The organism is Aquirufa originis (genome assembly GCF_042714495.1).
Taxonomy (GTDB): Bacteria; Bacteroidota; Bacteroidia; order Cytophagales; family Spirosomataceae; genus Aquirufa; species Aquirufa originis.
The window spans coordinates 102,353-120,121 of the sequence record NZ_JBBKXY010000002.1 but is presented as its reverse complement, the minus strand read 5'-3'; the positions used below and the strand labels follow the sequence as shown (position 1 = coordinate 120,121).

Sequence of the window (17,769 nt, the reverse complement as noted above, 5' to 3'; positions counted from 1 at the left end):
CGTTGAAGCCCTTTTTTTAGGTAATTAGCATTTGACCCCTATTTTATAACAGCATTTTATGAGATTTACCGAGTCCACACCAGCGGTTTTAATTTTACAAGACGGAACCATCTTCCACGGGAAAGCACTAGGAAAAATAGGTACTCACGGCGGTGAGATCTGTTTTAACACCGGTATGACGGGTTATCAAGAAATCTACACGGATCCCTCTTATGCGGGTCAGGTAATCATTAATACGACGGCTCACATCGGAAATTATGGTGTGATGCAAGAAGCTGAGGCAGAATCAAATAAAGTTCAAATCGCCGGTATGGTTTGTAACGAATTCGCTAGTGTTCACTCACGTGAGACGGCTGACGGATCACTACAGGACTATTTGGCGGATGCAGGTATCGTGGGCATTTCTGGCATTGATACGCGCGCTTTAGTACGTCACATCCGGACGAAAGGGGTGATGAACTGTTTGATTTCTTCTGAAATTTTTGACGAAGCGGCCTTAAAAGCTGCCCTAGCTAAAATTCCTTCAATGGAAGGTTTAGAATTATCTTCCCAAGTATGTACGCAGGAAGCCTATTTCTTAGGCGATGAGAAAGCAGAGCGCAAAGTAGCGGTGCTTGATTTAGGCGTTAAGAAAAGTATCTTGTCAAATATCGCGGAGCGTGGATGCTATTTAAAAGTATTCCCCGCTAAGACTTCATTTGCGGAAATCGCCGCTTGGCATCCAGATGGATATTTCGTTTCGAATGGCCCAGGTGATCCTGCCGTGATGTCTTATGCGATTGAGACGGTAACCCAATTCTTGAATAGCGATAAGCCTGTTTTTGGGATTTGTTTAGGTCACCAAATTCTAGCACAAGTAGTAGGATTAACTACATACAAAATGCACAATGGTCACCGCGGTTTAAATCATCCGGTGAAAAACTTGGTGACTGGTCTGTCAGAAATCACCTCCCAAAACCACGGTTTTGCGGTGAAGATGGACGAGTTGAAGTCATCGGATCAAGCAGAATTGACGCACATTAACTTGAACGACCAAACGGTTGAAGGTTTACGTGTGAAAGGTCGCAAAGCCTTCTCGGTGCAACACCACCCGGAAGCGAGTCCAGGACCACACGATTCTCGTTACTTATTTGATCAGTTTATCGATCTAATGAAATAAAAAAAAGCCCTGAGAGATCAGGGCTTTTTTGTTAGGCTTGGTAGCCAAAGAGCGAATGCTCTTTAATTAATTTTGAGACGGATTTAGGTACATAATCAACCCATTCATCGGTACCACTTTGGATTAATTCTAGTACCTGATCCGTGCGAATGTTCATCAGTTTTTCGTCGTAATTTTTAATCTCAGCTAGCTTGTTATTATCCATTAAATACTGGAACAAGCCTTTCAAATGAGCTTCTGGTTCGAAATTCTTCAATTGAACGATGTCTCCATTTTCGGCGACGGTGGGGTAGAGGTATAATTTGATGTTTTGGCCAAATAAACAGCCAAAAGCACTCATAATTCCGCCGGGTACCCCCTTATAATGCTTTTCCTCGAAGATGTATTCTAAGTTCGGCATACCCATGACGAGGGCCATTTTTAACTTAGAGAACTGACTCAAAAAGTCGACTAATTTGAAGTATTCGTGGAAGTTAGATATTAATACTGTTTGGCCTAAAGAACATAAAATGTCCACGCGGTCTAAGAAGTCTTTCTCATCGATCTTGTGCGTCTCATTCTCTAAGCTTTTAAGCGTTAATTCGGACAATACACAGATTTTATCATCATCCACATCAGGCTCCTGCTCGAACTGCGCGACGCCTTTCTTTAACATGTCCGAGAAGATATTCGTCACGGGACGGAAACGTCCACGTACCGCCACGATGTGTTTTTTCGACAAAGCATCGTACGGTTGCATCACCTTACCATCGGGACCAAAAACCGCCGCCTGTGTATATCCATGCTTTACTAAATACAAGGACATCAAGCGATTATCCACCTCTTTAAAGTCTGGTCCCTCGAAACGAATCATATCGATTTCGATCCGGTCTTTAGACAAATCATCTAAAAGGGATAAAAGTAATTTTTCAGGATTATCGTAATAATGGTAGCACCCGAACAATAAATTCACCCCAATCACCCCTAAGGCTTGTTGTTGCAAAATATTGTCATTGTCGAGCATATTGACGTGGATAACCACATCATTAAATCCGCCGTTTGGAGTTAGTTGGAAACGTAAACCGATCCAGCCGTGGGCGTCATTGGTCTTTTGGAAATTTAAGGCAGAAACCGTGTCAGCGAAGGCAAAGAAGCGTTTCTCCGCAGCAGTTTCCGTCAAACGTACATTTAGTAATTTAAATTCCCGGTTTAACATCTTCATTAAACGCGGCTCACACACATACTTTCCAGAGGCCTCTTCGCCATAAATAGCATCCGAGAAGGCCATATCGTAAGCGGAGATCGTTTTTGCAATGGTGCCCGAAGCACCGCCCGCTTTGAAGAAATTCGCAGCTACATCTTGACCTGCCCCGATTTCCGCGAAGGAACCGTAAATGCTGCGGTCTAGATTAATTTGAAGTGCTTTTTGTTTAGTCCCTATGGATTTAATATGCGATGTCATAGGCAATGTGTTGTGTTTGTTGTCTTAGGCTTCTGAAGATGGTCGCAATTTACGAAATTATGGCCAAAATTCCCCCTTGTGATACAAGCAAAGTCCTGCCATCGGTCCTTCACTAATATGCCCCACATTCAATCCATGCTTCTTTAAAATTTTCTTCAGTATATCCGAATAATAAAAAGCTACTGAACCGGTAAAATGAACTACGGGCGCCTCCGTATAGCGTTTTAAATACAACGAAATAAAAGCCTCGAAGGATTGTTCAATCAAGCCATAACAATAGGCATCGCGGCGATGATCAAACAAGAATTTCGAAAAGCTGGCAAACCAGCGATTCGGAAAGGCTTGTTTATAGGCCTTGTCTAAAACGGTTAAGCGGTCCATTATGCCAAATCGTTTCTCGAAAACGGCACGAACCTCCGCCGGCATTTGGCCATGTAAATAACTCAGGAGTACTAATTTCCCTAAATGTCCGCCGCTCCCCTCGTCACCTAACCAAAATCCTAAAGGTGGAATTTGCGCCGAAATGCGCCCGCCATCCCAGAAACCGGAATTAGACCCCGTTCCTAAAATGCAGGCGATCCCAGCCTCTTTCCCGCAAAGCGATCTGGCAGCGGCGATGAGGTCGTTCTGGATTTCAAGGGAACAAGTACTAGGGAAATAAGGTCGAAAGGCAGCGGCAATCACCTCGCATTGCGCCTCGCTCGTAACCCCCGTTCCGTAATAATAGATGGCTTGGATAGGAAGTTCTTTAAATCCGCTTAAAACCGATTGTTGCGCTGTGGTAATCTCTTCGGTAGTTTGGTAGTAGGGGTTGATACCCGCACTGCTAAAACTTTCATAAGCCGAAGCCGGATCTTTGATGAGTCTCCAGGCCGTTTTAGTCGATCCACTTTCAACGATTAATATCATACTGCTAGGATTCCGATGGGGATAAATTTCTCAAAGACTTTTTCAGAATGTGGCGCATCGGCTAGTTCAGGCGTTAAATCCTGCCCCGCCCAGTGTTCGTAATGTTTGCCATTTTTCCACAGTTTGGACTCCGTCATGTCATAAATAAGACCCTGAAAGGCAACCCAAATCTCAGGCTTGTCCTGCCCATTTCGAAGGGCTAACTGGCTGCGCGTATATGTCTTCATAATTTACACGAAGCTAAATAAAAAGGGCCAAACCCGCCTTTTTTTCAGAAAGATTTTTAATTTTACACCGTAAAACACTCGAACATGAAACAGTTTCTACTCCTATTATTGACGATTTCAGTGCTGGCTTGCGGCGGCGGGTCAGACCCAGCGCCTACTCCTACACCTCCCACTCCTACGGTGAGTGTGTCTACTTTAGTGAAGAAAGTGTGGACAGTTAGTACGGCTCAGTGGGATGGTGTTACGAAATACGATAAAACGGGTACCGCTAACGTAGTACAGGGATATTCGCAATACAAACTAGATTTATCTACGGCAGGTTCGGTGACTTTAACTGAATTTGACGGAAAAATATTTACAGGAACCTATACCGTAGCGACGGATGGTCTTTCCCTTACTTTGAATGGATTAACCTCTGCAGATGGAGCACCTACTGGGACAGGTGGTACAATTACCTACACGATTCTAGCTACACCTACAGCGACTGGCTTGAGTCTACAACAAACGACCGCTTATGTGAAAGCAAGTAGCGCTATCGTTAAATTAGCCTTAGTTAATCCTTAATCAGAATTGAATTAATAGAAGCCGTCCTTGTGGCGGCTTTTTGTGTTATATGGAAAAGAGAACGGAAATTGGAGAAGTAGGGGAGTTTGGTTTAATTAACCACATTGCCGCGAAGTTTACGCAAAAGCAGGAGTGGACGGATTTGGGTATCGGAGATGATACCGCTGTTTTGGATCCCAAAGGAAATAAGGTCGTTACGACGACGGAATTATTCATCGAGGGAGTTCATTTTGACCTAGGTTATACGCCATTACAGCATCTAGGCTTCAAAGTAGTTTCTGTCGTTCTCTCTGACATTGCTGCGATGAATGCCATCCCAGCTCAAATCACAATCGGTTTAGGCTTAAGTAATCGCTTCTCAGTGGAATCGGTGGATGCCTTGTATGAAGGGATTCGTTTGGCTTGTGAGGAATACAAAGTGGATTTAGTGGGAGGAGACACAACTTCTAGTCCGCAGGGTTTAATTATTTCGATGACTGCGACAGGTGTGGTGGAAGCCGATAAATTAGTGCAACGTGGTACGGCGAAACCCAATGATGTCCTGTGTGTGACAGGGGATTTAGGTGCGGCGTTAATGGGCTTGCATTCTTTGGAAAGAGAAAAACAGGTATTCTTATCTAATCCAGATATGAAGCCGGAGCTGGAAGGAAAAAGCTATGTCGTTTTACGTCAGCTGAAACCGATGGCACGTTTTGATATGATTCATGAATTTAGAGAACTAGGAGTGGTGCCTACCTCGATGATCGATTGTTCAGACGGCTTAGCCTCAGAAATCATTCATTTATGCAATGCCTCTGGTTTAGGTGCACGCATTTTTGAGAAAAATATCCCGATTGATGATGAAACGTACCTGGCCGCAACGGAATTTAATGTGAGTCCTTTGACCGCTGCCTTGAATGGAGGAGAGGATTACGAATTAGTATTTACTGTTTCACAAGAAGATTTCCCTAAAATAGAGAAGATCGCTGATGTGACCGCGATCGGATACATGACGAACATCGGTAACGAAAGAGTAATGGTGATGAAATCGGATGCAATCGTCGACTTAACGGCCCCGGGGTTCGGGAAACAATAATCCGTTCGTCTACTTTTTCGGCCGTTTGATAAATTTACGGATGGAATCGTTTTAAAATTGGTAATTTTGTCATTGAAATCTAACCGTGTTTAGAAGAGATAAATTATGACGAAGTCTTCCTTCATTCGGAAATACTCAAACCGCTTTCTATCCAGATGGCTGGTCTTGGTCTTTGACTCGTTAATTGTCATTTTCTCGTTTTCTATTGCGACACTTTTGCGAATGAATTTCCAGTTAATGGAAATTGATTTCTCTGTGTTCGCCTCTCAATTGATTTTTGTCTTAGGCTTGCGACTTTTAGCCTTTCTGTATTTTCAATCCTATGCTGGGATCATTCGCCACACGAGTATTGAAGATGCCATATTGATTTTGAAAGCCGTATTCACCGGTTCATTCGGTGCCGTATTAGTTTCTGCGGTCATTCGAAACACACTTGGCTTTGAGCACGTCTTTAATTTATCCGCTTCCATCCTAATTATTGACTTTTTCATCTGTTTGTTCTGGATGGTCATTCTTCGCTTCTTTGTAAAGAGCTTCTATGAATCCTTCATTAATCAGTTTAAACCTACTATTGGGGTGTTGATCTATGGTGCAGGATATACGGGAATGTTGACAAAGAATGTATTCCAAACAGATCGCAGCACGAATTACAAGATTTTTGGTTTTATAGATGACAATGAGTCTAAAATAGGGAAGACCATCGAGGGGATTAAGGTCTATAGTTTACCGGAGGTATTAGATAAGTTTGTAGGTTCTAATGACGGAATGGAAGTCATTATGGCCATCAATAATATGTCGGCTAAATCGAAGCGCAAGATTTCAGATATTTTCTTAGATCGCGGAGTGGTGGTAAAAGCCCTTCCTCCAGTAGATAAGTGGGTAGAAGGGGAGTTTGCGATGAACCAAATTCACAATGTGAAGATTGAAGATCTCTTAGGTCGTGAGGTGATTCAAATGAATAACAAGCGCATAGGCGAGGAGATTTCAGGTAAAGTAATCCTGGTGACGGGTGCCGCTGGGTCGATTGGTAGCGAAATTGTTCGACAATTGATTGCTTATTTCCCTGCTAAATTAGTGTTAGTAGACCAAGCGGAATCGGCCTTGTATGATTTAGAATATGAATTAGCCGGTAAGGTGCCTACGAATGTACAGTTAATTGTGAATGTGGCGGACGTATCTGATACCCGTCGTGTTAGTAAGATTTTCAAGAACCATCGTCCTGATATTATTTTCCACGCGGCGGCCTATAAGCACGTTCCTTTGATGGAAAATAATCCATATGAAGCGATTAAGACGAATGTGATTGGTACGCGTATCTTATCAGAATTAGCGGCTGAAGTAGGTGTTGAGAAATTTGTGATGGTTTCTACGGATAAGGCCGTGAATCCAACGAATGTGATGGGAGCGACAAAGCGTTTAGCTGAGATGTATACGCAGTCCATGAACCAATTGGAAGGGGTGAAGACGAAGTTTATTGCGACACGCTTTGGGAACGTATTAGGGTCTAATGGTTCTGTGATTCCCTTGTTCAAGAAACAAATCGAACGTGGAGGCCCAGTGACGGTGACTCACCCAGAAATAACCCGTTATTTCATGACGATTCCAGAAGCTTGTGAACTCGTATTAGAGGCGGCAACGATGGGTCAAGGAGGAGAAGTTTTTGTCTTTGATATGGGTGAATCGGTGAAGATTATTGACTTAGCGAAGAAGATGATTACATTGAGTGGTTTACGTGTCGATAAAGATATTGAGATTCGCTATACCGGATTGCGTCCAGGTGAGAAGTTGTATGAGGAGTTGTTAAATAACGACGAGAATACGCTTCCTACCCACCATCCTAAGATTTTAATTGCGGAAGTTAATACGCCTTCTTACGCTTACATGGAAGTGGCGACGAACGATTTGAATCACTTATTATCGAGTGGCACGAACAATTCGATTGTGGCCAAAATCAAGGAAATTATTCCAGAGTACAAATCAAACAATTCCGTGTTTGAAACATTAGACAAGAAATCGTCTAAATAATCCCCGTCTTTTTAACGATCCAGATAGCCGCTAGTGTAAACAGCGGAGCAGCTGCCACGTCTAAGCTGTAATGTACGTGTTGAATCAATAATAAGCTAACTAATACCAGACTAAGGGTGATGGCGATGACTCTTTCTTTAGCTGTTGGTAAAAAGAAGCACACAAACACCATCGTGGCCGTGTGGCCTGAAAAGAAGAGGTCTTTTGTGATGGGCATATTTTCGCCATAGATAAAAAACTCCGCTAGAGGATCGTGCAAATCGACTAAGCCTGCAGGAGGATTTAGGGCGACTAAATAGATGGTCAAAAATCGAAATCCAGTCTCCAGATTAAACGCCCAGGCGAACCAAACGAATCTTTTAGGGTCTTGCAGTAATCGATATAACAAGTAGATGACGGATAAATAGATGATCCCAAAGATAGGGTAGGAAACATTTAGGGCCGGAAGAGCGTTAAGTAATGGATCGTTCCACTGGATGCCTTCTCGCAATTGAATCCATTGGAAATAATCATCCGCTTTAAAAGGGAAAATGAGGAACACAGCTAAGGCGGCTACGAACTGTAGCGTGAAGGTGCGGTCACGAAAGGCGGCTTTCCAGGTTTGTTTCAAGTTTGAACTAAAATTAGGTAATTTGGGAAGCGAAATTAGTGCTAAAAAACAATAAGATGAAAAAGATCTCGAAAATAACGGTAATTGTGTTGAGTATCATCACCAGCGCATTTCATTTTTCGTGCGGAAGTGCTGGCGAAAAAAAGGAGGCAGGTTTACAAAATCAAACAAAAAAGATGGATCAGAAATTAGATAAAATTACGTTTGGAGCGGGATGCTTCTGGTGTGTAGAAGCGGTGTTTCAGCGCGTGAAAGGGGTGAAGTCAGTTACTTCTGGCTATATGGGAGGGAAGATCAAGAATCCTACGTATCGCGAGGTTTGTTCAGGGCTTACAGGACACGCAGAAGTATGTCAGTTAGCTTATGACCCGAAGGAAGTGGATGTGGCAACGTTGTTGGAGATCTTTTGGCAGACACATGATCCTACCACTTTAAATAGACAAGGGGCGGATACGGGCACGCAATACCGTAGCGCGGTGTTTTTTCATACGCCCGAACAACAGAAAGAAGCAGAGGCTTGGAAGCAAAAGTTGAATGCACAACACGTTTTCCCTAATCCGATCGTAACGGAAATCGCGCCGGCATCAGAATTTTACGTGGCGGAGGATTACCACCAGAATTATTTCAATGAGAATGGGACGGAGCCTTATTGCCAAATCGTCATCAAGCCGAAAATGGATAAGTTCCTGAAAGCGTTTAAGTCTAAATTAAACTAGAATCCTCCTTTGTCGTAGAAACTACGTCTGCGAGACAGTTTTAAGTCCTGTAAGAGCGTAGATTTTACGCGAAGGTCAAAGGAATAGTTACTCGCGCGTCCATAAAATGGGCTCGCGATAGGTGTCCAGTTAAAGTTCATTTCCCAGCAATGTAGATCGCGGTGCACGGACATATTCGTGTAGGTTAATCCTTTGTACTTAAAGTCAAAGCCGGAAGTCACGGAGACCTTCCATTTTTCAGAAAGACTCAAATCTCCCTGGAAGCTTAAGCCACTGATGTTTTGAGGCGAGGCTAAGCCTGTCTTATTCATGCTGTATTGGTAGGAGAACGAGAAATTCCAAGGCACATTCCAGTCGACATAGTCGTCTAGGTTTCGGTTAATTTGATTCATTTGTGCCTCGCTGGCATTCTTGTTCTCTTTTGGCTTAGGCTTCCCAGCTGAGAAACGGCGACCAATTGAGAAATTAAATCCTTGTAGACGCGCTAAACCCGCTCCTTGGCTGAACATGTAGTCTGGCGTTCTACGTCCAATGTCAAAAAATAAAGGATCGGCTACATACAAATAAGGGTCAAAGCTACCACCCATATTGATATCAAAATCCTTCACGCGGGAGGCTAGGTTAAAGCCGATATTCGACAAGGCATATTCTTTCGCGAGTAAATTATAGCTTCCATTAATGCCAAAGTTATCCAGGATGCGGACCTTCTCCGTGAGCACGCTGGCCGTGTCTGACTTGGTTTTTAACTTCGCTTCGAGGGTATTTTGGAATCCAAAAGAAACAGCCCCAGAGGCGCCGCCATAACTCATCGTGCGCGGATCAAATGTGCTGATGCGGCGAATATCCCCTATCTGTTCTTTCCCCTCCGTATTGATGAATTTACGATTGTTAATCCGCACATCTTGGTAATACCCGAAACTCGGATCTGAATAATCCGGCGTATAGCTCAAACTAACCGATGGGACTAACGTATGTCTAATGGCCTCTAAACGGCCTTTTTTGAAACGCAAGGTCCCAAACAAACGCGTATTCATACTCGCAGAAAAGGCGATCTGAGAATTGAATTTAGGCAAGCCGCCTACTGTATCGATGCGCACCGTTGAATCAGCCGCCACATACGTGTATTTATACGATCGCGTGTACATATTTCCAGACCAAGAAACACCAGGGGTTAGGTTAATGTGCTTTGTTAGCTTCAAATTAGGCAAAGCTAAAGGTATGCTGTAATTGAATTTCGTCTGGGCCTTTTCCCATAAAATAGGAAGCGTGCTTGCATCTACTGGGATAACGCCGGCCGGCACATCGTCAGCTCCTGTAGGAATAAACGGCTTCTGTATCGTTCCACGCAAGGAATTAGAGGATCTTGGGTAGACATCGAATTCATAACGCGTATAGGGGTCACCCACTTGGTTGGTCATCGAAATGCCACCAGAGAAGTCTAAGCCGATTCGGAATTGATCGATGAAGCGATCGCCCAGCGAGTTTTTCTTTTTGAAGGGTTGTATTTGGTTTAGGCCAAAGTTAAAGTCTGTTCCCGCATCAAATACGCGAGTACTCGTGTTTTGGTTAATACGTAAGTTGATGCTAGTGCGGACGGTTTGGCCAAAATTTCGGGAATACTGAACGGACGATCCAATCGTGTTAGATAAGTATTGTTGCGTATTGAATGTATTGTATTGATTGTACGAGTTCGAGGCAATGTTTACCGAAGCGGAGAAACTGGAATTGCCGGAACTGCGGGGCGTATGCGACCATTGCAAGGCAAAGTCTGTTCGTTTCGTAGGGGCAAATTCATCCCCATTGCTGTTGCGATTAAAGGCTAAATTAAAGCTGCCGGCATAGCGATAGCGCTTGTTGTATTGCGAATTCGCGCCCAAACCCCAGCCACCTTTGGAGTAGATTTGGCCGGTAAAACGAATCCCGATGTTTTCACTTGCGGCCCAATAATACCCGCCTTCCCGCAAATAGAAACCGCGTCCATTCGGCTCCTCGCCATAAGTGGGCATTATGATCCCTGATTTTCCGGCCTCTTTCGGCTGCGAATAGGGAAAGAACCCAAAAGGCAAGCCAATGGGCAGTGGAATGTCATTTAATTCAAAGTGAAAGGGACCGGAGATGATCTCTTTTTTACCCACGACTTTGATCTTGCTGGCCTTGATATGAAAGTGGGGATGCGTTAAATTACAGGTGGTGTAGATGGCATTTCGGATGTAGAGGTTCTCCTCTTCGTCTTTTTTGACATTTTTGCCCTGTACAAATCCTTCGCCTTGTTGTGTTACAATGCCTTTGATGATGGCTCGTTTGGTCTTAAAATTATAGCGAATTTCGTCTGAATCGTATTTATCACTGCCTTGAAGAAAAACGGGCAGTCCTATCATTTTCTTCGTAAGCGTATCTTGAGTTCCGATGGCGTAGACCTCATTTTTTGCCCAGTCGAGGCGGATGTAGTTCGCCTCGAGGGAGATTTCGCCGTACTTGACTTTGGCACCCCCATACAAATTCACCACTTGCTTGTCTGCATCTAAAATCGTAGAGTCTACGGCAGAATAGAAAACGGTGGTCTGTAAATCAGCGGCCGTGTCCTTAGGAATGGATTTTTGTAAAGTATCCGTCGAGATTACCCGCTGCGCTTTGGCCTCTGAAAGCGAAGCAAAAAGGACAAGCAGGGTAATAAAAAGGTAATATGTGGATTTCTTTACCAAATGGAATTTAAAAATTATATTTGTACTTATTACATACAAGCCTACAAAATTACATCTTTGCTTGTTATCAACGTGTAACAATTAGAAAATAATGTTTAATCAGATAAAATCTATCGGTTTATTTTTTTCGTTGGGTTTATTGCTGACTGCTTGGACGCCTAGCGGCTTTCAGAAGGGAGACATTAAGAATCGAATAAAAATCGTTTGCCTCGATGCAGGTCACGGGGGAAAGGATCCAGGTTGTTCAGGCCCTAAAGGCTCACATGAGGGAATTGTCACGCTGCATATCATTCAAGAATTAGGCAGAAAGCTGAAAGCGGCTCATCCCGATTTGAAGATTATTTATACCCGAGATACGGACACGTTCATCGAATTAAATGAGCGGGCAAATATCGCAAACCGCAACAAAGCGGATTTATTTATCTCCGTGCATTGCAATGCCGCAGTGAATAAAAATGCCTACGGAACAGAAACCTACACGATGGGTTTACACAAAACGGATGGCAATTTAAACGTAGCGAAGCGAGAAAACTCCGTTATCTTGCAAGAGAAGGATTACCAAAAGACCTATGATGGCTTTGATCCAAACTCTCCTTTAGCTCATATTATGATGGCAAATTACCAAAGTGCTTTTATGGCGAGCTCGGTAAAATTTGCCTCTAAGGTAGAGGAGCAGTTTACAAAGACTTATCAGCGTAAGAGTTTTGGGGTAAAGCAAGCTGGATTTTTAGTGATCTGGCGCACGGCGATGCCTAGTGTATTAGTAGAGACTGGTTTTTTGACAAACCCGGAGGAAGAGAATTATTTAGCTTCCGAAAAAGGACAAAACGAAGTGGCAACAGCTATTGCTTCTGCGTTTAAAGCTTATAAAGAAGAAATCGAAAAATAGATACGATGTTTCAAAGCAATGAATTGAAAGTAGGGTTTTTGGCATTGTTAGCCTTCTTAATCCTCTATTTCGGGTTTAATTTTCTAAAGGGGAATGATGTATTCTCTACGGCTCGTATTTATTACGTAGAATACGAAAACGTGGATGGACTGATGGTTTCGAACCAGGTAATGGTCAATGGAATCGAGGTGGGTAAAGTGAAGAAAGTCGAAATTCAGCCGGCCAAAGCGAACAAAATTCTCGTTACGCTACGTTTAAGTCAAGATATCGTTATCCCAGACAAAACCGTTGCCGTCCTTTCGGATGGAGCTTTGTTAGGTGGCAAAATCATTCGTTTGCGATTAGAAGGGAAAGGGAACTTAGTGGAGGATTCGTTCTTAAAAGGAGAAACCGAAGTAGGAGTGACAGCCTTATTAAAAGAACGGGCGATTCCCGTGATCGCTAATGCGGATTCACTTTTAGTTTCTTTCCGCCAAATTTCGAACAAATTTGATCACACCGGCACGTATTTGAATACCTTGTTGAAAACATCGAATGAGACGGTTTCAAACATCAATGGATCAGTCAATGGAATTGTGGCAGATAACCGCGCGAATATTGCGCAGATCTCTTCGAATATGAAGACCTTGTCTATTGATTTAATAGAGACAGAAAAGCAATTGCGCCCTTTGTTAACGAAGTTTAATACCGTAGCTGATTCTTTAAATGCCTTGAAGATAGGCAAGACTTTGAAAGAGGTGGATGCGACGGTACTTTCGTTAAAGAAGATCGTACAAGGAATTGAGCGTGGCGAAGGTAGCGCTGGTAAATTAATTAAGAACGATAGCCTGTACCTAGGCTTAAATAAAACGCTCGTGGATCTGGACAAGCTATTGCTTGATTTTAGATTACAGCCAAAGCGTTATATCGGCATTTCTGTTTTCGGAAAGAAAAACACCCCTCCATCTAATTAATCTATGTCTACGATTCAAGTGAAAATTACAGCCAGTCCTGAGCTGTCTGATATTTTAGTCGCTGAGCTAGGCGAAATTCAATTCGATATTTTCGAGGATTCGGAGTCTGGGGTGATTGCCTATTGTCCTGAAGTGGATTTCTCTGCGGAGGCTTTGACGGAAATAATGTCCCGCTATGGTCTTGAGACCTACGAGACGAATCGCATCGAAAAGCAAAATTGGAATGAGGTGTGGGAGAGTAATTATGATCCCATTCGCATTGAGGATTTGGTTTTGATTCGGGCGAGTTTTCACCCCTCTGAGTCTGGATTTCAGATGGAGGTGGTGATTAATCCCAAAATGTCATTTGGCACTGGCCATCATGAAACGACTTCGCTGATGACGAAAGCGTTATTCGATGTGGATTTAAGCGGTAAAAGTGTGTTAGATGCGGGAACCGGCACCGGGTTGTTAGCATTTGTGGCAAAGAAACGCGGGGCTGGATTTGTCCGCGGATTCGATATCGATGAATGGTCAGTGGAGAATTCGATGGAGAATGCAGGACTGAATGATTGTGCCGAAATTCCATTTGGCCTAGGGACCATCGCTGACGAAGATAACACGCCATACGATGTGCTTTTAGCCAATATCAATCGCAATATCTTATTAGCCGAAATGGCCGATTACGCCGCGCGCATCAAGCCTGGCGGACTACTTTTCTTAAGCGGTTTCTACACCGAAGACATTCCGCTTTTACTGGAATCCGCTGAAAAGCAGCAACTTAATTTTATCGCGCAAGCATCAAAAAACAACTGGGCTTGCTTGCAATTGAGAAAAAAATCTTAATTTTAAAGGTTTGACTCTTGTAATCCGAGAAATCGGGTGTTTTAAAAATGAAAATCTCCCCTAACAAACCTTTCCAGGTTGTTTATTCTTTATTGTCTCACGAATGCCTCGGATATTTATTCGATGTCTTTGTGGTGCAATTAAATGAGAAAGGTCAATTGACCTGGGAGTACCAAACGCTTACTTCTCGGAACTTCCACGAATTTGAGCACGCCTTGGACGATCGCGATCGCACGGCGGTGGGTTTGATTGAGAGTATGAAGCCAGTAGCGGTTTTTGAAAAGTTCAATACCTCGAAGCGCAAGACGATGGAGGAATTCTTTTTGAAGACTTGGGACGCGGAGAAAGGCGAGAAAGAAATTCAAGAGGCAGTGATGTCCGTGATTGAGAAGAAAAGAGGTCAAGTGTTTGGCTTAATTTGTCCAGATAAGACGCTTTTCATCATGGGGAATGATGGCAATCCGATGCGCCAATCGGTGCAAATCGAGGCGGAGGCCGTGGATGTGTTGTTCCACTTTATGCGCAATGAGGAGAACACACACTATTTTCCTACCCTAAAATACCTAGGCAATAAACTCGAATTTCAGTACAAAGACGCGGTCGTATTATGCGACGAGCCGGCTTGGATGCTGATGAATCAAAAACTATACCACTTCAATCCAGAACTAGAGGGCAAGAAATTGCGTCCGTTCTTGAACAAGAAGTTTGTAGCGATTCCGAAGAATATGGAGGAAGATTACTTCCGAAAATTCGTGAAGGCGATGGTGGCTCGTTACCCCGTTCACGCGAAAGGATTCGAGATTACCAATACTGAAAAACCGGTTCAATTCTTACTTTCTTATGGCCCTACGGCGCCTAAAATGGAGGACGAAGAGACCCTGAAAAAGAAGGCGGCACTTGAAGCAGCAGATCGCTGGAACTTCGTGCTATCCTTCCAATACGGCAATAACCGCTTCCCTTGGGATGGCTTATCATCTGAGGCAAACGTGCTTTTCGAGAAGAAAGGCGATAGTTATGCCTTCCAAAAAATTATGCGTTCCCACGTCAAGGAAAAACGTGCCTTCCAACAACTGAAGACCTTAGGGTTAAAGATGGAAAACGATGGCCGTGCTTTTATGCAACGTGGGGATGCGGTTCAATGGTTAACGGCGAACAAAGAATCGCTAGATCAAGCGGGCTTTGTTGTACAATTCAAGGGCGATGGCCAAGCGCCACGCTATTTCTTAGGAAAACCAGAAATCAAGATACGCATTGGCGAAAAACTAGACTGGTTTGACATTCAGGCGGTTATTTCGTTTGGGGAGTTCCAAATTCCTTTCTTGAAAATTCGCCAGCTGATCTTACAAAAGAAGAAAGAATTCCATTTGCCAGATGGTTCCATCGCGATGATTCCGGACAACTGGTTCCACGATTACCAAGATCTTTTCTACTTCTCCGAGACGCGCCCTGGCGAAGAAGGCGTGTTCTTGCGTCGCCAGCATTACCAATTAGTGCAGGAATGGGAGAATCAAGACTTAGTGAAAACTGCTCTGCGCGCTAAAACGGTGAACGATTTAGCGTTGGAAGCGAAAGAATATCCCGTACCGAAGAACTTCAAAGGTACCTTGCGTCCGTATCAATTAGAAGGCTACCGTTGGATGCGTACGCGTCAGGCAGCCGGATTGGGGGCTTGTTTAGCAGATGATATGGGTCTGGGTAAAACTGTTCAGACACTTTGTTTATTGCAGAGCTTAAAAGAACAAGGGGAAACCTTGCCTACCTTGCTCGTGATGCCTACTTCCCTGTTGTATAACTGGGAGATGGAGGCGAAGAAGTTTACTCCACAGTTACGCGTTTTAGTCTACAGCGGACCTCAAAGAGAGAAATTGCAGGCGCAAATCGGGAAAGTTGATTTGATTCTATGCTCGTTCGGGATGGTCCGCTCGGACATCGAATGGTTCGAAAAGCAGGCATTCTCGTATGTGATTTTAGATGAGTCTCAGGCGATTAAGAATCCGTTAGCGAATATTACCAAAGCCGTTCAAAAATTAAATGCGAAATTCCGTCTCGTAATGACGGGAACACCGCTGGAGAATTCGACGATGGATCTTTGGTCCCAAATGAATTTCGTGAACAGTGGTCTACTAGGTACTCAACGTTATTTCAAAGACCATTTCCAATTGCCTATCGAGAAGAAGGCGGATATGGAGAAGAAAAAACGTCTTTATTTCTTAATCAAGCCCTATTTATTGCGTCGTGAGAAGCGTCAAGTAGCTGCTGATTTACCAGAAAAAATGGAATCGGTGACCTATTGCTCGATGACCGAGGAACAAGAGCGCTTGTATGACAAGACGAAATCGTTCTACCGTGACGTGTTGTTGAAGCAAATTAAGGACGAAGGCTTGCAGAAATCGCGCTTCTCTGTGTTACAGGGTTTGACCAAATTACGTCAGCTTGCGAATCACCCATCGTTGTGCGAAGAGGGTTATGCAGGAGATTCAGGTAAGATGGAGGCCGTGTTAGAAAAATTAGAGACGGTCTTAGAGCAGCATCACAAAGTGTTAATCTTTAGTCAATTTGTTCAGCATTTGAACTTGATTAAGGCCGCATTAGAAGAGCGCGGAATTCCGTATGCCTACCTCGATGGTAGTACGGTGGACCGGAAGGGTCAAGTAGAAAGTTTCCAAAAGGACGATGGTCAATCCGTTTTCCTTATCTCCCTAAAAGCGGGTGGGGTAGGTCTCAACCTGACCGCAGCGGATTACGTATTCTTGTTAGATCCGTGGTGGAATCCAGCGGCAGAGGCTCAGGCGATCGACCGGGCGCACCGCATCGGCCAAAAGAAAACCGTATTCACCTACAAGTTCATTTCGAAAGAAACGGTAGAAGAGAAGATCCTTGCCTTGCAGCAACGCAAAAAGGATTTAGCCTCTGAGCTTGTGACATCTGATGAGAGCATCTTGCGCGCATTGAGCGAGGATGAAGTACTCGATTTATTAAGCTAAGATTTTGACGAGGATGTTTTTCGCCACTTCATGACTAATGAAGATGGGCGCAGCGTCGTTAATGGAAACGAAGATCGAACGATCGAATTCGTTGATTTCTTGAATGGCCAGTTTTGCGCCTAAACTCAAATTTAATTTCGTCAGTAATTGCAAGAAGACCGCCGAATCTTGGGCCACCCCCATCAATTTGCAGGTTTTGTTTGCCTTGATATCAGACAAGTGAGAATAGGCTAGCTCGGGTAATATACCGTCCTTATTGGGGATAGGGTCGCCATGTGGATCCGTTTTAGGGAAGCCTAGGTATTCGTCTAATTTGTGGATTAATTGATCTGATTCGATGTGCTCGAGCTGTTCAGCGATTTCGTGCACTTCGTCCCAGTTGAATCCCATTTTGTCCACTAAGAATACTTCCCAAAGTCGGTGTTTGCGCACAATCGACAACGCAATTTTCTCGCCTTCTGCACTTAAACGAACGCCTTGGTATTTTTGGTAATTCACCCAGCCTTTTTCGGCTAGTTTACGCAACATGTCGGTCACCGATGCCGCTTTAGTCTGCATCAATTCCGCTACCGCGTTCGTAGAAATGTCCTCCGAAGTCGCCTCAGATAGGCGATGTATAACCTTTAAGTAGTTTTCTTCTGTGAATGAAATGGCCATGGAGTAAAGGTAGTAAATTTATTTTTTAGGTTA

General features: G+C 43.7%; 15 protein-coding genes. 9 read left to right on the top strand and 6 right to left on the bottom strand.

Annotated elements, in window-relative coordinates; genetic code table 11:
* Positions 1-58: 58 nt before the first annotated feature.
* Entirely contained in the window at positions 59-1,159 is a 1,101-nt protein-coding gene (carA, locus tag SKC35_RS05895; RefSeq protein ID WP_377978494.1) for a glutamine-hydrolyzing carbamoyl-phosphate synthase small subunit, read from the top strand.
* A gap of 31 nt (positions 1,160-1,190) precedes the next feature.
* Here carA and SKC35_RS05890 read toward each other — a convergent pair whose 3' ends face one another.
* From SKC35_RS05890 to SKC35_RS05880, 3 genes are read right to left on the bottom strand one after another with little or no spacing between them, the layout of a single operon-like run.
* Complete coding sequence (locus tag SKC35_RS05890) at positions 1,191-2,600, bottom strand: TonB-dependent receptor (protein ID WP_377978493.1); 1,410 nt, start codon at positions 2,598-2,600, stop codon at positions 1,191-1,193.
* A 57-nt stretch (positions 2,601-2,657) separates the two neighbouring features.
* Positions 2,658-3,509 carry an N-acetylglucosamine kinase gene (locus tag SKC35_RS05885; protein ID WP_377978492.1) on the bottom strand — a complete coding sequence of 284 codons (852 nt, stop codon included), beginning with the start codon at positions 3,507-3,509 and terminating at the stop codon, positions 2,658-2,660.
* Positions 3,506-3,736, bottom strand: a complete 231-nt coding sequence (locus SKC35_RS05880; RefSeq protein WP_130895415.1) for a cytochrome b5 domain-containing protein — start codon at positions 3,734-3,736, stop codon at positions 3,506-3,508. The genes SKC35_RS05885 and SKC35_RS05880 overlap by 4 nt, the downstream gene beginning before the upstream one ends.
* Positions 3,737-3,820: 84 nt before the next feature.
* Here SKC35_RS05880 and SKC35_RS05875 point away from each other — a divergent pair, with 84 nt between their 5' ends.
* The 3 genes from SKC35_RS05875 to SKC35_RS05865 all read left to right on the top strand — a co-directional run bounded on the left by SKC35_RS05875 (position 3,821) and on the right by SKC35_RS05865 (position 7,400).
* Positions 3,821-4,300 (top strand): hypothetical protein, encoded by a 480-nt coding sequence (locus SKC35_RS05875; RefSeq protein ID WP_377978491.1) that lies wholly within the window; start codon positions 3,821-3,823, stop codon positions 4,298-4,300.
* A gap of 49 nt (positions 4,301-4,349) precedes the next feature.
* Positions 4,350-5,375 carry a thiamine-phosphate kinase gene (gene thiL / locus SKC35_RS05870; protein ID WP_377978490.1) on the top strand — a complete coding sequence of 342 codons (1,026 nt, stop codon included), beginning with the start codon at positions 4,350-4,352 and terminating at the stop codon, positions 5,373-5,375.
* A gap of 105 nt (positions 5,376-5,480) precedes the next feature.
* Positions 5,481-7,400: a polysaccharide biosynthesis protein gene (locus SKC35_RS05865; protein ID WP_377978489.1), complete on the top strand. Its 1,920-nt coding sequence runs from the start codon at positions 5,481-5,483 to the stop codon at positions 7,398-7,400.
* Here SKC35_RS05865 and SKC35_RS05860 read toward each other — a convergent pair.
* Positions 7,393-8,010 (bottom strand): phosphatase PAP2-related protein, encoded by a 618-nt coding sequence (locus SKC35_RS05860; RefSeq protein ID WP_377978488.1) that lies wholly within the window; start codon positions 8,008-8,010, stop codon positions 7,393-7,395. The two genes, SKC35_RS05865 and SKC35_RS05860, sit on opposite strands and share 8 nt — an antisense overlap.
* Before the next feature lie 56 nt (positions 8,011-8,066).
* On the opposite strand from SKC35_RS05860, the gene msrA reads away from it, so the two are divergent.
* Positions 8,067-8,726 carry a peptide-methionine (S)-S-oxide reductase MsrA gene (gene msrA / locus SKC35_RS05855; RefSeq protein ID WP_377978487.1) on the top strand — a complete coding sequence of 220 codons (660 nt, stop codon included), beginning with the start codon at positions 8,067-8,069 and terminating at the stop codon, positions 8,724-8,726.
* On the opposite strand, the gene SKC35_RS05850 is transcribed toward msrA, so the two are convergent.
* Positions 8,723-11,428 (bottom strand): putative LPS assembly protein LptD, encoded by a 2,706-nt coding sequence (locus tag SKC35_RS05850; RefSeq protein WP_377978486.1) that lies wholly within the window; start codon positions 11,426-11,428, stop codon positions 8,723-8,725. The genes msrA and SKC35_RS05850 overlap by 4 nt on opposite strands.
* Positions 11,429-11,519: 91 nt before the next feature.
* On the opposite strand from SKC35_RS05850, the gene SKC35_RS05845 reads away from it, so the two are divergent.
* The 4 genes from SKC35_RS05845 to SKC35_RS05830 are packed head-to-tail and all read left to right on the top strand — an operon-like array spanning position 11,520 to position 17,079.
* Positions 11,520-12,317 (top strand): N-acetylmuramoyl-L-alanine amidase family protein, encoded by a 798-nt coding sequence (locus SKC35_RS05845; RefSeq protein ID WP_377978485.1) that lies wholly within the window; start codon positions 11,520-11,522, stop codon positions 12,315-12,317.
* A 5-nt stretch (positions 12,318-12,322) separates the two neighbouring features.
* Entirely contained in the window at positions 12,323-13,270 is a 948-nt protein-coding gene (locus tag SKC35_RS05840) for an MlaD family protein (RefSeq protein ID WP_377978484.1), read from the top strand.
* A 3-nt stretch (positions 13,271-13,273) separates the two neighbouring features.
* The gene (gene prmA, locus SKC35_RS05835) at positions 13,274-14,095 is read left to right on the top strand and encodes a 50S ribosomal protein L11 methyltransferase (RefSeq protein ID WP_377978483.1); all 822 of its coding nucleotides are present in this window, start codon (positions 13,274-13,276) and stop codon (positions 14,093-14,095) included.
* A gap of 47 nt (positions 14,096-14,142) precedes the next feature.
* Positions 14,143-17,079: a DEAD/DEAH box helicase gene (locus SKC35_RS05830; RefSeq protein ID WP_377978482.1), complete on the top strand. Its 2,937-nt coding sequence runs from the start codon at positions 14,143-14,145 to the stop codon at positions 17,077-17,079.
* Here the strand turns inward: SKC35_RS05830 and SKC35_RS05825 are convergent.
* Positions 17,071-17,736 (bottom strand): metal-dependent transcriptional regulator, encoded by a 666-nt coding sequence (locus tag SKC35_RS05825; protein ID WP_377978481.1) that lies wholly within the window; start codon positions 17,734-17,736, stop codon positions 17,071-17,073. The two genes, SKC35_RS05830 and SKC35_RS05825, sit on opposite strands and share 9 nt — an antisense overlap.
* Positions 17,737-17,769 lie beyond the last annotated feature (33 nt).

What these genes read in the sequence shown, in the direction of transcription:
- SKC35_RS05865 (WP_377978489.1), top strand. Translation starts at nt 5,481, where the DNA reads ATGACGAAGTCTTCCTTCATTCGGAAATACTCAAACCGCTTTCTATCC.
- SKC35_RS05845 (WP_377978485.1), top strand. Translation starts at nt 11,520, where the DNA reads ATGTTTAATCAGATAAAATCTATCGGTTTATTTTTTTCGTTGGGTTTA.
- SKC35_RS05890 (WP_377978493.1), bottom strand. Translation starts at nt 2,600, where the DNA reads ATGACATCGCATATTAAATCCATAGGGACTAAACAAAAAGCACTTCAA.
- carA (WP_377978494.1), top strand. Translation starts at nt 59, where the DNA reads ATGAGATTTACCGAGTCCACACCAGCGGTTTTAATTTTACAAGACGGA.
- msrA (WP_377978487.1), top strand. Translation starts at nt 8,067, where the DNA reads ATGAAAAAGATCTCGAAAATAACGGTAATTGTGTTGAGTATCATCACC.
- SKC35_RS05880 (WP_130895415.1), bottom strand. Translation starts at nt 3,736, where the DNA reads ATGAAGACATATACGCGCAGCCAGTTAGCCCTTCGAAATGGGCAGGAC.
- prmA (WP_377978483.1), top strand. Translation starts at nt 13,274, where the DNA reads ATGTCTACGATTCAAGTGAAAATTACAGCCAGTCCTGAGCTGTCTGAT.
- SKC35_RS05885 (WP_377978492.1), bottom strand. Translation starts at nt 3,509, where the DNA reads ATGATATTAATCGTTGAAAGTGGATCGACTAAAACGGCCTGGAGACTC.
- SKC35_RS05825 (WP_377978481.1), bottom strand. Translation starts at nt 17,736, where the DNA reads ATGGCCATTTCATTCACAGAAGAAAACTACTTAAAGGTTATACATCGC.
- SKC35_RS05840 (WP_377978484.1), top strand. Translation starts at nt 12,323, where the DNA reads ATGTTTCAAAGCAATGAATTGAAAGTAGGGTTTTTGGCATTGTTAGCC.
- SKC35_RS05830 (WP_377978482.1), top strand. Translation starts at nt 14,143, where the DNA reads ATGAAAATCTCCCCTAACAAACCTTTCCAGGTTGTTTATTCTTTATTG.
- thiL (WP_377978490.1), top strand. Translation starts at nt 4,350, where the DNA reads ATGGAAAAGAGAACGGAAATTGGAGAAGTAGGGGAGTTTGGTTTAATT.
- SKC35_RS05875 (WP_377978491.1), top strand. Translation starts at nt 3,821, where the DNA reads ATGAAACAGTTTCTACTCCTATTATTGACGATTTCAGTGCTGGCTTGC.